The 13,440-nt window shown below is 64.1% G+C and carries 13 protein-coding genes; 2 read left to right on the top strand and 11 right to left on the bottom strand.

Translation table 11 applies throughout. From position 1 onward, the window contains the following. Positions 1 to 73 precede the first annotated feature (73 nt). Positions 74 to 874 (top strand): sugar phosphate isomerase/epimerase family protein, encoded by an 801-nt coding sequence (locus tag SARO_RS19290; protein ID WP_234007484.1) that lies wholly within the window; start codon positions 74 to 76, stop codon positions 872 to 874. A gap of 4 nt (positions 875 to 878) precedes the next feature. Here SARO_RS19290 and SARO_RS19295 read toward each other — a convergent pair whose 3' ends face one another. From SARO_RS19295 to SARO_RS19335, 9 genes are all read right to left on the bottom strand, one after another. After that, positions 879 to 1,841, bottom strand: a complete 963-nt coding sequence (locus SARO_RS19295; RefSeq protein ID WP_011906928.1) for an aldo/keto reductase — start codon at positions 1,839 to 1,841, stop codon at positions 879 to 881. Between the two features lie 28 nt (positions 1,842 to 1,869). Next, a complete protein-coding gene (locus SARO_RS19300) occupies positions 1,870 to 3,324 on the bottom strand; it encodes an FAD-dependent oxidoreductase (RefSeq protein ID WP_011906929.1) in 1,455 nt (484 codons plus the stop codon). A 58-nt stretch (positions 3,325 to 3,382) separates the two neighbouring features. Next, positions 3,383 to 4,423, bottom strand: a complete 1,041-nt coding sequence (dmpG, locus tag SARO_RS19305; protein ID WP_011906930.1) for a 4-hydroxy-2-oxovalerate aldolase — start codon at positions 4,421 to 4,423, stop codon at positions 3,383 to 3,385. Between the two features lie 25 nt (positions 4,424 to 4,448). Further along, on the bottom strand, positions 4,449 to 5,384 hold the full coding sequence (locus SARO_RS19310) for an acetaldehyde dehydrogenase (acetylating) (RefSeq protein WP_011906931.1): 936 nt from the start codon (positions 5,382 to 5,384) through the stop codon (positions 4,449 to 4,451). 12 nt (positions 5,385 to 5,396) lie between these two features. Further along, positions 5,397 to 6,197: a fumarylacetoacetate hydrolase family protein gene (locus SARO_RS19315; protein ID WP_011906932.1), complete on the bottom strand. Its 801-nt coding sequence runs from the start codon at positions 6,195 to 6,197 to the stop codon at positions 5,397 to 5,399. Further along, on the bottom strand, positions 6,184 to 7,014 hold the full coding sequence (locus SARO_RS19320) for an alpha/beta fold hydrolase (RefSeq protein ID WP_011906933.1): 831 nt from the start codon (positions 7,012 to 7,014) through the stop codon (positions 6,184 to 6,186). Before SARO_RS19320 ends, SARO_RS19315 begins: the two co-directional genes overlap by 14 nt. Positions 7,015 to 7,028: 14 nt before the next feature. Next, entirely contained in the window at positions 7,029 to 8,240 is a 1,212-nt protein-coding gene (locus tag SARO_RS19325) for an acyl-CoA dehydrogenase family protein (protein ID WP_011906934.1), read from the bottom strand. A 155-nt stretch (positions 8,241 to 8,395) separates the two neighbouring features. Beyond that, positions 8,396 to 8,935, bottom strand: coding sequence for an enoyl-CoA hydratase-related protein (locus SARO_RS19330; protein WP_011906935.1), 540 nt, complete (start codon positions 8,933 to 8,935; stop codon positions 8,396 to 8,398). A 58-nt stretch (positions 8,936 to 8,993) separates the two neighbouring features. Beyond that, positions 8,994 to 10,076 (bottom strand): hypothetical protein, encoded by a 1,083-nt coding sequence (locus tag SARO_RS19335; protein ID WP_011906936.1) that lies wholly within the window; start codon positions 10,074 to 10,076, stop codon positions 8,994 to 8,996. 188 nt (positions 10,077 to 10,264) lie between these two features. Here SARO_RS19335 and SARO_RS20415 point away from each other — a divergent pair, with 188 nt between their 5' ends. Further along, entirely contained in the window at positions 10,265 to 10,849 is a 585-nt protein-coding gene (locus SARO_RS20415; RefSeq protein ID WP_176929380.1) for a TetR/AcrR family transcriptional regulator, read from the top strand. A 26-nt stretch (positions 10,850 to 10,875) separates the two neighbouring features. On the opposite strand, the gene SARO_RS19345 is transcribed toward SARO_RS20415, so the two are convergent. Further along, complete coding sequence (locus SARO_RS19345; RefSeq protein WP_041551770.1) at positions 10,876 to 12,198, bottom strand: NAD(P)/FAD-dependent oxidoreductase; 1,323 nt, start codon at positions 12,196 to 12,198, stop codon at positions 10,876 to 10,878. A gap of 22 nt (positions 12,199 to 12,220) precedes the next feature. After that, entirely contained in the window at positions 12,221 to 13,414 is a 1,194-nt protein-coding gene (locus tag SARO_RS19350) for a DUF1624 domain-containing protein (protein WP_011906939.1), read from the bottom strand. Positions 13,415 to 13,440: the final 26 nt, after the last annotated feature.

Consider the following 13,440-nt stretch of genomic DNA (forward strand, 5'->3'; position numbering starts at 1 on the left):
TTTTCAGGATTGATATGACTTTGCGTAACATTCTGTCTGGATGATGTCGCACGGCGCAGCTATTGCCTTGCGGATGAAACGACTGGCCCTGGATCACATAACGGTTGTCGAAGCCGATCCGGCAGCGTTGGCGCGGATCGCGCGGGCGACCGGGTGCGATGGCATTTGCCTGTTTCTTCACGCGATGGAAGTGCTGCCGCAGATGCCTGCGTTTGACCTGCGGAGCGACCCGGCGGCGCGACGCGACGTGGCGCGGGTGATGGAGGACCTCGGGGTGGGGCTGGACGTCGCCTATCCGTTCACGCTTTCCGGCAGGACCGACATCGCGGACTTTGCCGGAGCCATGGACTGCGCCGCGGAGCTTGGCGCGGGGATGCTAAACGTGCTGCTCTACGATCGCGATCCGGCCCGGCGCGCTGACGTGTTCGGCCAGTTTTGCGAGATGGCGCGGGCCTTCGGTCACAAGGTCGCGGTGGAGTTCTATCCGCCGAGCCGGGTTCCCTCGCTGGCAGCTGCGCTCGAACTGGTGCGCGCGGTGGGCAGACCCGGTGACGTGGGGATAAACGTCGACCTGCTGCATCTGATGCGTTCGGGCGGGACGATCCGGGAGCTGGCGGCGGTGCCAGCGGATTTCGTGCTTTACGGGCAGGTTGCCGATGGACCCGCGCAGGCGCCGGCAGATCCCGAGCGCGAGGCTTCTTCGGCGCGGCTGCTTTGCGGCGAGGGCGACTTCGATGTCATCGCGTTCGTCAAGGCGCTTCCCGTCGATTGCTCCGTCAGCATCGAGATCCCGCGAGACGCCGCTATCGGCACCGAGACCCCGATGGTCAGGGCAAGCCGGGCGGTGGAAAGCCTTCGCACCGCCGTCTGCTGATCGATCAGGCGTTCCTGAGGGCCGCTAGTTCTTCGTCCGTAAGTTTGAGCGCGTCGGCCTTTGCGCTGTCGCGTACCTGTTCGGGAGACGAGCCGCCGAAGATGGCGATGGTCTGGTGCGGCTGGCAGAGCAGGTAGGCGAGGACGACCTCGTTGATCGAGACTCCGTGCTTGCCGGCAAGCTGCTCGACCACGGCAAAGCGTCGCGCGTTGGCGTCGTTGGCATAGCGGCTGGCGAGGGGTTCCCCGACGCTCCCGGCCGCGAGCTTGGTGAAATAGCCACCTGATTGCGCCGCATAGGCGACGATGGGCAGGCCCCCGGCATGAAGATTCTCGTATTCGCCTTCGTAGTAGTGCTGGTAGCCCTGCTGCGCGGCGGCAGCGGCATCGGGGACGGCGAGGCCCCAGAACGTCTCGGAAGCGACGAAGCCTTCCTTGCCGATCGAGGCGGCATAGGCATTGGCGGCGCGGATGCGGTCAGCGGACCAGTTCGACGCGGCGAAATGGCGGATGCGGCCTGCTTCGCGGTGTTCGACCAGTGCGTCGATCAGGGGTTCCACCGGGCTTTCGGGGTTGTCTAGGTGGAGGAAGTAGAGGTCGATGGTGTCGACGCCAAGGTGGTCGAGGCTTTGCGCAAGATCCGATGCGACATCCTGTGGCGTCACGCGGTTGCGGAAATCACCGACGCGCATGTCGTAGAAGCCGCCCTTGGTGGCGATGACGAAATCGTCGCGGTTGCGGGTCCGGAGCCACGCGCCCACCGCGCGCTCGCTTGCGCCGACGGGGGCGTCGGGTGCCCAGTCGCCATAACTGCGGGCGGTGTCGATGAAATTGCCGCCGAGGTCGGCATAGGTGTCGAGAATGGCGTTCGACCTGCCTTGGTCAAGCATCCAGCCGAGCATGTTGGTGCCGTAGCAGAGGCGGCTGACCGAAAGTGCGGTGCCGTTCAAAATGGTCCTGCTGAGCATCGCTTGTTCCTTGTGCTGGAGAGGCGGATCAGGCCAGGGCGGCCTTGCGCCCAGCCCGGCGGCCGAAGAAAGTGCAGTCGGCAAGGCTGAGGCCGGAGGAATAGCCATGGCCCCATGCCGGCAGGCCCGAAGTGCAGCGGCCCGCAGCAAAGAGCCCGGCGATGGCCTTGCCCGAACGGTCGAGCACTTCGCCATCGGTCGTCGTCTTGAGGCCGCCTAAGGTAAAGAAGCTGAAGTAGCTGGTCTCGAAGTTCAGTTCGAGCGCGATGAAGGGCGACTGGTCGAGCGGCTTGAGGATGGGCAACTGCTTGTCGAACAACGGGTCCCGCCCGTCACGGGCGTGTTCGTTGTAGAAAGCCATCGTGGCCGAAAGCGTGCCCTGGGGCATTTCCAGCTCTGCTTCGACTTCTTCCCAGGTCTCGCCGGTGCCGGCGATGGTGATGCCGGCAAGGTCGAGTGGCTGGACGAAGTTGGCGACGTCGAGCAGCAGGTAGACCTTGCCGCCGGGCTGATCGAGCGCGCAGCGGCTGACGCGGCCGTGATAGCAGTCCTCGTTGATGAAGCGCTGGCCGTGGACGTTGACGAAGACGCCGTAGGCGTGGCTTTCGGGCATGGTCCAGGGGCAGGTCGTGAAGAACTGGTCCATATGGATCGCGTCGCCACCGACCGAGACGCCAAGTTCGATGCCGACGCCATCGTCCTTGTCGCCGATCGGGCTGTTGACCTTGAATGTGTCGGGGCAATACTTGGCCCGCATCGCATCGTTGAACACGAAGCCGCCGGTGGCGAGAACCACGCCCTTGTCCGCGCGGACGAAGCGGTCCTGGTTGTCGATCCGGACGACTGCACCGCAAACCCGTGTGCCGTCGACGATCAGGGCGACGGCGCGGGCATCGATGTGGATTTCGGTGCCGAGCGCACGAGCGCGGGCTTCGAGTATGTCAACCAGCGGGCGACCGCCGCCCCAGCCCATGTGCTGGATGACGTGGCCACGCGGGGCGGGCTTTGCTTCGTGGCAGAAGGGTGCAGCGGCCTCGCTGCCCGACCAGATCAGCGTGGAATCGTCAGTCGGTTCGATGTGCTTGCCGGGCAGGAAGTTGCCTCGATAGGGCACGCCCTGGTCCTTGAGCCACTGGTAGTGGTTCAGCGCCTCGCGGCCGTAGATTTCGCACTTCGCCTCGTCGGCGCACGGACCTCCAGCAAGCTTGAGGTATTTGGTGAAGGCCTCGACAGTGTCGTCGAAACCCGCCGCCTTCTGCGCATCGGTGCCTCCGCCGACGTAGATCTCGCCGCCAGAGAGCGCGGATGCGCCGCCGGAGCCTGAGGAGCGTTCGAACAGCATGACGCGCGCGCCCGCTTGCGCCGCCTCGATCGCGGCGCAGGCGCCAGTCGCCCCGAAGCCGATCACGGCGACGTCCGTCTCGAAGTCCCAATGCGGAACCTCGCCGACCGGCAGGGGGCGATACTGCGAATACTCGGTCATTCGTGTCCTCTCCTTGGGCTGCCCCGTCATGTGCGGGGCTAGCCGGATGGCCTGGCGATCAGGCCTGCTGTTCCTTGAGCATGTCGAGCGCGACGTCGACGATCATGTCTTCCTGGCCGCCGACCATCTTGCGGCGACCCAGTTCGACGAGGATCGTGCGCGTATCGAGGCCATAGGTCTCAGCCGCCTTCTCGGCGTGACGCAGGAAGCTGGAGTAGACCCCCGCATAGCCGAGCGCCAAAGTCTCGCGGTCGACGCGGACCGGGCGGTCCTGCAGCGGCCGGACGAGATCTTCGGCCGCGTCCATCAGCATCATCACGTCGCAGCCGTGGTTCCAGCCCTTGCGGTCGGCGGCGGCGATGAAAACTTCGAGCGGCGCATTGCCCGCACCCGCACCCATGCCGGTCAGCGAGGCGTCGATGCGCACCGCGCCACATTGCGCCGCGACGATCGAGTTAGCGACGCCGAGCGCGAGGTTGTGGTGGGCGTGGATGCCGCGCTGGGTTTCTGGCTTGAGTACGCGGTCATAGGCTTCGAGGCGGGCCTTCACGCCGTCCATGTCGAGCGCGCCGCCGCTGTCGGTGACATAGACGCATTGCGCGCCGTAGCTTTCCATCAGCGATGCCTGCTGCGCCAGCGCTTCGGGTTCGATCATGTGGCTCATCATCAGGAAGCCCGACACGTCCATGCCGAGATCGCGGGCGATGCCGATGTGCTGCTTGCTGACGTCGGCCTCGGTGCAGTGGGTCGCGACGCGGACCGAGCGGACGCCGATGTCATAGGCGCGGCGCAGTTCCTCGACGGTGCCGACGCCGGGAAGGATGAGCGTGGTGAGGACGCTCTTCTCCAGCACGTCGGCCACGGCCTCCAGCCATTCCCAGTCGGTGTGGGCGCCGAAGCCGTAGTTGAAGCTGGCTCCCGAAAGGCCGTCACCGTGGGCGACCTCGATCGCATCGACGCCGGCCTTGTCGAGCGCGGACGCGATCGAGCGGACATGGTCGATGCCGTACATGTGGCGCACCGCGTGCATGCCGTCGCGCAGGGTGACGTCCTGGATGTAGAGCTTGTCGCCCGCTTCCACGTTGAAATTCGATGTCATCGCAAAACTCCGGGAATGGGCTGGATCAGGCGGCGGCCATGCGGCGCGCAGCGAGAAGCTCGCCGGTGGCCTTGGCGGCGGCGGTCATGATGTCGAGGTTGCCGGAATAGCTGGGCAGGTAGTCGCCGGCGCCCTCGACCTCGAGCATGATCATCGACTTGATGCCGGTGAATTCGCCCTGGCCGGGGATCTTCAGCTTGTTGTTGTCGCCGAAGCGTTCGAACTGGACTTCCTGCTTGAGCCGGTAGCCGGGCACGTACTTCTGCACTTCGGCAACCATGTCGGCGACCGAGCGGCGGATCTGGTCCTCGTCAGCGCCTTCGGACAGGGTGAACACCGTGTCGCGCATGATCATCGGCGGTTCGGCCGGGTTGAGGATGATGATCGCCTTGCCGCGCGTCGCGCCGCCGACGACTTCGATCGCGCGGGCGGTGGTGCGGGTGAACTCGTCGATGTTGGCGCGCGTGCCGGGGCCCGCCGAACGCGAGGAGACCGAAGCGACGATCTCGGCGTAGTGAACCTTGTCCGACACGCGGGCGACGGCGGCGACCATCGGGATCGTCGCCTGGCCGCCGCAGGTGACCATGTTCACGTTGGGCTGGTCGAGATGCTGGCTCATGTTGACCGGCGGCACAGTGAAGGGGCCGATGGCTGCGGGCGTCAGGTCGACGACCTGGATGCCGTCGGCGCGCAGGGCTTCGTCGTGGACCTTGTGGGCATATGCGCTGGTCGCGTCGAAGGCGATGCCGATCTCCTTGTAGAGCGGATGGCGACGCAGGCCTTCGAGGCCTTCGTGTGTCGTTGCGATGCCGTGTTCGCGGGCCATCGCGAGGCCTTCCGACTTCTCGTCGATACCGACGACGATGGCCAGCTCCATGTTCTGCGGGTACTTGATCATCTTCATCATCAGGTCGGTGCCGATATTGCCCGAACCGATGATCGCGGCCTTCACGCGGGTCATGTCTGCTTGTCCTTACACGAAGCTGGCGACGCAGGTGCCCAGGGGGCCGCTGGCGTTGCTCAAGGTCATTTCGAAACGGTCGCCCTTCGCCGCAGGGGCGAGGGGAACGAGGCTGCCGGAGAGTATCACGTCGCCCGCATCCAGCGTCACGCCGTGTGCACCGAGCGTGTTCGCGAGCCATGCCACGGCCTGCGCGGGATCGCCCTGGACGGCATGGCCGTAACCTTCGGAAAGCGGCTCGCCGTTCTTCGTCACCGCGACGTGGAGATTGGGCAGGTCGAGCCCGGCGGGATCGAGCCGTTCCTTGCCCACGACATAGACCCCGCACGAGGCGTTGTCGGCCACGGTGTCGACGATGGCGATCTTCCAGTCGTCGATGCGGCTGTCGACGATCTCGAAGCAGGGCGCGATGCTCTCGGTCGCTGCCATCACGTCGGCGGCGGTTACGCCGGGGCCGTTGAGGCTGCTCTTGAGGATGAAGGCGATCTCAGCCTCGGCGCGCGGAGCGATCAGGGCCTTGGCGTCTATGTCGATATCGCCTTCGACATGCATCCAGTCGGTCAGGAAGCCGAAGTCAGGCTGGTGGACACCGAGCATGTCCTGCACGGCCTTGCTGGTCACGCCGATCTTCTTGCCCACGACCTTCTCGCCGTCCTGCAACCGGCGCGAGAGGAAATCGAGGCTGATGGCATATGCATCGTCGATCGTCAGCGACGGGTCCTGCTCGATCAGCGGGCGGATCGTGCGGCGGCCGCGCAGCGCATCGTAGAGCGCCTTTCCGTGACGCCGGGCGGGGGTGTCAGCGGCGGGCATCGAGGAACTCGATCGCATAAGCGTTGAACTCGGCTGCGCGTTCGACCTGGACCCAGTGGCCGGTGCGCCCGAAGGTGATCGCGCGCACGTCGGGGCAATGATCGAGGAACAGGCGCGAGTGTGCCTCTGGGCAGAACTCGTCGTTGAGGCCCCACAGCACGAAGACGGGCTTGTCGATCTCGCCCAGGCGCGGCGACAGGTCGGGCGTGCGCATGCGCACGATAACGTCCTTGGGCTGAGTGCGGGCGACCTCGAAGCGCTCGGCAACCAGGGTGTCCGGGATGTTCGGCGCGAAGTCCGGGTGGACGAGGTTGGAGACGAGACGCTTCTGTTCGGCGAGGTTGAAATCCGGGCCGCCGAAGTTGGAGACCATCTTGGCGATGCCCGGCATCACGAAATAGGCCTCGCGTTCCGCCACGCAGCCGGGCGCCATGAGCACGAGGTTGCGGGTGAATTCGGGATGGTCAAGCGTCATCAGCAGCGCGATGCCGCCGCCCAGCGAATTGCCCACGAGGCTCGCGGCCGAAATGCCGTGCGCGACGAGCGCTTCGTAGAGCGTGTCGGTGAAGAGCTGCAGCGTGTAGTCGAGCCCTTCCGGCTTGGAGGAACCGCCATAGCCGATGAGGTCGGGCAGGATCACGCGGTAGCCGGCCGCCACGAAGGCATCGATGTTCTGGCGGAAGTTCGACGCGCCCGAAGCGCCCGGGCCGCTGCCGTGGATGAACACGACGGCAGGGGCCGCGCGGTCGCCGGCCTCGGCGATCACGATGTCATAGCCGCCGGAAACGCGATGGGTGGTCCTGGAAAGGTCTGCCATGATGCCTGTCCGTTTCAAAGGAATGTGAAGTTTGGAGGTTGTTTCGAGAATGCGCCGACGAGGTCTTGCGTGCGATTGTTTGGATCGTTTGCGACGTGGGCCCTTCCGGCGTGGAGGTCGAGCCATGGCTGTATGATGGGGCTGTGGTTGTAGATGGCGCGTCCGCCGAGGAGCTTGACCATGTCGTCGACGAGGTCGGCCATGCGTCGCACGACGCTTGCGGAGTTGTATGCGTAGAGGGTGCGCTTATCCATGGGGATGGCCTCGCCTCGCTCTGCATGGCCCATCAGGTCGTCGAAGGTGAGGCGCAGGGTCTGCTCCATTTCGGTGACTTCGGCATGGGCGCGGGCGATGGCGGCCATGAGGAAGGGGTCGTTCTTGGAGGCCTTGCCGGTGTTGGTGGAGACGCGGCTCTCGGCGATCTCGATGGCGGCGTTGATGGCGGCGCGTGCGCCGCCGAAGGCTGCGGTGGAGACCGAGCGCATGAAGACCTGAGCCCAGGGCAGGGTGTAGAGCGGCCCGGGGTTGGTCTGCTGGCCGGGGTTGGTGCACAGGAAGCCGTCGAGCGAGCGGTGGGTGCGGTGCTCGGGGACGAAGACGTCGTCGACGATGACGTCGTGGCTGCCGGTTCCCTGGAGGCCGAAGACGCGCCATGCGTCGGTATCGATGGCATAGTCGGAGCGGGGCAGGAGGAAGGCGCGCATGTCGGGCGCGCCGCCTTCCTCGCGTGGGGGGACCATGGCGCCGAGCACGACCCACTGGCAGTGGACGGATCCGGTGGAGAAGCCCCAGCGGCCCGAGAGGCGGTAGCCGCCCTCGACCGGGGTGACCTTGCCGACGGGCTGGTAGGAGGAGGAGACGAGGGTGGAGGTATCCTGGCCCCAGACTTCGGCCTGGGCCTCTTCGTGGAACAGGGCGATCTCGTAGGGGTGGCAGCCGACGACGCCGAACATCCAGCCGGTGGACATGCAGCCTTCGGCGAGCGCGCGCTGTACGTCGTAGAAGACGTTGGGATGCATTTCGTAGCCGCCCCAGCGCCTTGGCTGGAGGATGCGGAAGAAGCCCGCCTCCTGCATTTCGGCGATGGACTGTGCGGGGACGTCGCGGCCTGCGACGCATTGGGCGGCGCGTTGGCGCAGCACGGGGATCATGGCCCTTGCGCGTGCGACGAGTTCGTCGCCTGTCGGGCCATTGCCCGGAACCGAAATTGCAGCAGCGCTGGCCATGGAGCGGCCTCTCCCCCGGAACGTAAGGTCAATCGACTCGGCAGTGCGTGAAAGTGCACTGCATTCGTAATTTCCAATTGCATTGGATACGCAAATCGTCAATTGAAAACCAAATCGCCTTTCGATATTGTTGAAGAAAGGCCGCCAGAGGCTCGCTAGACAAGCGTGTGAGCTCCCCCTTCCAGGCGCCGATTGCAGCCGCGATGCCGATCTAGATGCGTCTTCCGTCGCGATTGCCGCGTCGATTTCGAGGCCATCGGCTCCCGCCGGATGGGACACGATAAGCTTCTGGTCCCAACAGCTGCACCATGGATCGCGGTAATGACCGGCTTGCGACAATCGTGGATGGCGAGCGTGACGCGTCCGCCGGTATCGCGCACGCCGTGAACAATGTCCGGATCGTTCTGCCGCTGCACGAGCTCGGCAGCGTCCAGGCTTAGCCGTTCGTCCAGACCGAAGGCGTTGCCGGTGCTGCCCAGTTCCATGCCGGCGCAGAAGGCCCTGCCGTCGCCGGTGACGATAATCGCGCCGATGCCGTCATCGTCCGCAGCGGACCGGAACAGTTGCTCCAGTGCGTTCGCCATCTCCACCGTGAACGCGTTGAGGCGATCCGGGCGACTGAGCGTCACCGTCAGGATGCGATCGTCGAGGCAAGTCGTCAGCGTATTGTAGGCCACGCCTTCACTCTTGCGCATGCGCAAGGTGCCGAACCCGGTGGCGAGAACGGCACCTTTGCCGGATGGACCCGGTCGGTCAGGCGGCCATGCCGAACGGCGCGTCGACCGGGGCTTCGGCGGGATATTCGGCCGGACCGCCATAGTCATAAGCGGCGTTGAGCGCACGAATGAAGGCAGGATCGTTCAGCGGATCGCTTGGCGTCTCGATCTGGATGCCACGCGAACGGACGTCCTTGATCAGCATGTCGATCGCTTGTTCGTGGGTCAGGTTGTCGCTGCCGTCCATGTTCTTCCTGAGTTCGTCGAAGTCGCTGAAGACTTCGGCCGACCAGTGGACGAGGAAACGCAGGTCATCGGTGTGATAGCGTTCGATAACCTCGTCGCCATTCTTCACTAGCCAGCCATCTCGGTCTGCCGGATCACCCGCAAAGACGCTATCGAATGAAAGGCCGGCAGGGCGACGGCGTTCGTTCGGGCCGTTGGCCTCGCCACGGTGAACCAGCATTTCGTTCTGCACCACCACGGCACGATTGTAGATCGGCGACTGGATGCGGGCAGGCTTCTTGAGCGGACCTTCCGGCCAGTAGGTGAAGCCGCTTCCGGGATCGTGGCTGAACCACGTGATGACCTGCGCCATCTTGATCAGGTAGTCCTTGAACAGGCCCGAGCGGCCCATGATCGAGCAGAGCCAGGTTGGCGAGTTTTCGTACCGCACGCCACGGAAGCTCGGGGAATCGAGATGGCCCGGATCGGTGTTTCCGCATGGCCCGTTGACGTTGAAAAGCATCATCTGCGGCTTGGCATATTGCGCGCCCCAGTAGGACTTGGCGTGGTTCAGGAACGCCTCGTTGTAGAAGACATCATGCAGTTCGGAGAAGAGCGGCGTCGAGTAGTTCCCGAAGAAGCCCCGGAAAGTCGGCGTCAGGAACATGTCGAGGGTGGGGGTGAAGCCTTCGGGAAAGCCACCGGCAAAGGTAGCGAGCAGCGACTCGACCGTGGGGAAGTGCTGCGCGATGATCAGCTTCCACGGTCCCTGATCGTGCACCACGTCGAGCATCATGCGCTTCTGCTCTTCGGTAAATGGATTGCGGATTTCGCGCGGCGGCGACGCCGGCTTCAGAATATCCGAAAGATACTGCCTGCGGGCTTCATCAAGCATCGCTATCTCCTATGCGTCACGCCATATCGGCTTTCCCTAGATTGGTTATAGGTCGATAACTTTTTGGACAAGAGGTTTTCGTTGAAATCCGCTAAGGAACGCCGATGGACGGAATCTCGAATGTCACGGCAGGGGCCGCAAAGGGTGTGATCAGCAAGGGCCGACGGACGGCAAACCGCATCCTCGACGTGGCCGAAGAGCTGTTTGCCCGAAAGGGTTACGGCGCTACTTCGCTGCGCGATATTGCCAGCCAGGTCGGGCTGCAGCAGCCCGGGCTTTACAAGCATTTCTCCGGCAAGGAGGACCTCTACCGACAAGTCTACGAGCGCGCTCTCAAGCCGATGATCGATCTCATGGACGAGATTCTGATGCGCCCGAACTCGGACTTCAGCGACTTGACCGATCACATTACCGATCTGCTCGCGGCGCATCCGAATATCGCGAGACTCCTGATACGCGCGGCGATCTCGTCGGATTCGGAACCCGATCCTGTCGGGCTCGACTGGCTGCATCGCATGATCGGCTATGGTCGGAAAATGAACGAAAAGGCCGGGCTGCCATCCTCCGAAGAAGCGCTCGGGGTACAGATTGTCGCCATCTTCAACATGCTGTTCGGCTTCTTCTGGGCATCGCCTCTGCTCGAAAGCCTATCGGGCAGGAAGGCGACGGCCCCCCAGGCCATGGCCATCCAGCGCGACCTGCTGCGAACCTTCGTTCGGTCACTTGATCAGACCAGCGCACCGGTGCTGCCGCACCCGACCCTCGCGCGCTGACCCCCAGGCATCGACATACCGCCGAGTTAAAGCGAGCCGACCTTTATCCGCGAACCGTCGATCAGGCGTTCAAGGCGGAAATGGGTCGGATCAACGCTTGGCGCTTCGTTGGCCACCAGCTCAGCGGCCAGATAGCCGATTCCCGGACCGAGGCCGAAGCCGTGCCCCGAGCAGCCCGCAGCGAGAAAGAGGCCGGCGACCGAGTTCATCGATGAAACAACCGGGACGGCATCGGGCGTACAATCGACATAGGCGCCCCACGCGGAATCTATCTCGACCCCCGCAAGCTGCGGGAACGTACCGCGCAGATTGCTGAGAATCGCTTTTACCAGCCTGCCGTTGGGCGCTGGATCGAGTACACGGGTTTTCTCGAAGAATGCAGGATCGCTACCGAATACTGCCTCAATCGATTCCGGACCGTTCACGAAGGACGCCGAAACTCCCATCTGCACGGCCTTCAGGCGCTGGATGAACTGCGGCATGAACTCGCGCGAGAAGCGCAGGCCCTGTGGCGTCAATTCGAGCGTTACTCTGCCGCTGATCGCGACAGTATAGCTTCCGTCGAGTCGCCGGGTCATCGCGAGGTCGGGGCAATAGACAACCTCGCCGACATTGACAGTCGGCTTCGTCCTGAGCGCCGTCTGCCGCACGCTTGCCTGCGGGAAGGTGATTCCTTCGCGGCGCATGAAAGCCGATGCCCAAGCGCCGGCAGCACACAGCACCGCGTCAGCGCGAATGGTGCCGCGCTCCGTGTGCAGCCCGGTCACGCGCCCGTTCGTCATGTCCACTCCGCGCGCCGCGCAGCCTTGGTGAATCGTTGCACCGAGCTTGCGTGCGCCTTCGGCGAGAACGGGTGCGGCAAGGGAGGGCTCGGCCTTGCCATCGTTCACCGAATGAAGGCCGCCCACCCATTTCCGGCGCGTTTCGGGCACGCGTCCCGCAGCCTGAGCGGCATTCAGCATGTGGGTCTCTACGCCGAACTCCATGGCGACGGGACGCCATGCTTCCCACCCGGCGAGCATCTTCTCGTCGTCCGTGGTATAGACCAGCCCGCACCGACGGAATCCCAGATCCTGGCCGATCTCTCCCGCCAGCTCGTCCCACAGCCGCATTGACAGTAGCGAGAGAGGCATCTCTCGCCGGTCGCGGTTCTGCAGCCGGCACCAACCCCAGCTGCGGCTGGATTGCTCGCAGCCAATATGCCCTTTTTCGACCAGCGCGACCGAAAGCCCGCGCCGCGCCAGATAATAGGCAGATGCCGTACCAACGATCCCGCCCCCGACCACGACGACGTCCACTGCGTCGGGCAAGCGCTCGTCGCTGACGACGGACTGGACTAAAGGATGCATGTCTTTGCCTTGCATGGAATGGTCAGAGGTACTTGAGCCACCAGATGTCCTTCCGACGCTTTTTCAGGTCAGAGAACCAGCGTGTGGGGAAATAGAGCGGTACGAGAAGACCGGCGAACCAGACCCAGACCCATGCGATGGAGTCCACGCCAAACACGTCACCATGGTTGGTCCCCCAGGTCGCGCGGGCGATCAGGTAGAGGACCCGCAGTAGATAGAGGTGGAACAGGTAGAAGAACATGGGCGCGCCACCCATCACGGCCAGCCAGTGGGTCAGGCGGGATGCATTGCCCTTCTCGAAGGCGATCAGCAGCAGCAGACCCGTGCCAAGCGTCGGGAGCAGGAACAGCAGCGATGGCGGATACTTGGTCAGGGCAAGGAAGCTCATGACCGTGCGCAATGGGCTGTCGGCAACAACAAACCACGGAGCATCGCCATAAAAGTTCAACGCGCGCAGCACGACGAAACCCGCCAGCATTGCCAATCCGGAGATCTTCAGCCGACGGGCACGCAGGGCAGGGTCAACGTCTGCGAACCAGCAGCCAGCCGACCAGCCCAGGCAGATGACGCCGATCCAGGGCAGGATCGGATAGTTGAATTTCACGATCACGCCGCCAAGGTCGATCTGCGCCCGGTCGTGCAGGATCGCCCAGGGCACGAACATAGGACTGTCGGGCGAAAAGGCGATCGGGTCGAGCAGGTTGTGCCCCAGCACGATGGCAAGGCCGAGCAGCAGCACGGCGCCGCGTCCCAGATGGATAAGGCCTGCAAGGACGATCATGCACAGGCCAATTGCCCAGATCACCTGCAGGAACACGAAGTGAAAGGGCAATTCGGCCCGCCAGGAGAAGTTGACCAGCGTCAGTTCGAGAAGGACAAGGAAAGCACCTCGCCGCAGCAGGAAATCGCTGGTCTCTGCCAAGGTGTGCCGGCGGCTGAACAGGTAGGCGGAAAGGCCGGTCAGGGCGACGAAGATCGGCGCACAGAGCGTGCTGGTGATGCGCGTGAAGAAAAGGGCGGGCAAAACCGTTCTTGCATCGACCGGGTCGCCCACTGGCATGTAGAGCAACCATGTCTCACGGATATGGTCGAGCAGCATGAAGACCATGACCAGGCCGCGCAGCGCATCGATGCTCTGCAGGCGCGTTGCGGGCATCGAACCGGCAGCAGGCGGTGCGGTGTTCGGTCGATGCGCGTGGTTAACTGCAGTTGCCATGTTCGCTCCCCTTGTCAGCCCGCTTC

It is taken from the genome of Novosphingobium aromaticivorans DSM 12444, assembly GCF_000013325.1.
Classification (GTDB): domain Bacteria; phylum Pseudomonadota; class Alphaproteobacteria; order Sphingomonadales; family Sphingomonadaceae; genus Novosphingobium; species Novosphingobium aromaticivorans.

What these genes read in the sequence shown, in the direction of transcription:
- SARO_RS19290 (WP_234007484.1), top strand. Translation starts at nt 74, where the DNA reads ATGAAACGACTGGCCCTGGATCACATAACGGTTGTCGAAGCCGATCCG.
- SARO_RS19295 (WP_011906928.1), bottom strand. Translation starts at nt 1,841, where the DNA reads ATGCTCAGCAGGACCATTTTGAACGGCACCGCACTTTCGGTCAGCCGC.
- SARO_RS19300 (WP_011906929.1), bottom strand. Translation starts at nt 3,324, where the DNA reads ATGACCGAGTATTCGCAGTATCGCCCCCTGCCGGTCGGCGAGGTTCCG.
- dmpG (WP_011906930.1), bottom strand. Translation starts at nt 4,423, where the DNA reads ATGACATCGAATTTCAACGTGGAAGCGGGCGACAAGCTCTACATCCAG.
- SARO_RS19310 (WP_011906931.1), bottom strand. Translation starts at nt 5,384, where the DNA reads ATGACCCGCGTGAAGGCCGCGATCATCGGTTCGGGCAATATCGGCACC.
- SARO_RS19315 (WP_011906932.1), bottom strand. Translation starts at nt 6,197, where the DNA reads ATGCCCGCCGCTGACACCCCCGCCCGGCGTCACGGAAAGGCGCTCTAC.
- SARO_RS19320 (WP_011906933.1), bottom strand. Translation starts at nt 7,014, where the DNA reads ATGGCAGACCTTTCCAGGACCACCCATCGCGTTTCCGGCGGCTATGAC.
- SARO_RS19325 (WP_011906934.1), bottom strand. Translation starts at nt 8,240, where the DNA reads ATGGCCAGCGCTGCTGCAATTTCGGTTCCGGGCAATGGCCCGACAGGC.
- SARO_RS19330 (WP_011906935.1), bottom strand. Translation starts at nt 8,935, where the DNA reads ATGCGCAAGAGTGAAGGCGTGGCCTACAATACGCTGACGACTTGCCTC.
- SARO_RS19335 (WP_011906936.1), bottom strand. Translation starts at nt 10,076, where the DNA reads ATGCTTGATGAAGCCCGCAGGCAGTATCTTTCGGATATTCTGAAGCCG.
- SARO_RS19345 (WP_041551770.1), bottom strand. Translation starts at nt 12,198, where the DNA reads ATGCATCCTTTAGTCCAGTCCGTCGTCAGCGACGAGCGCTTGCCCGAC.
- SARO_RS19350 (WP_011906939.1), bottom strand. Translation starts at nt 13,414, where the DNA reads ATGGCAACTGCAGTTAACCACGCGCATCGACCGAACACCGCACCGCCT.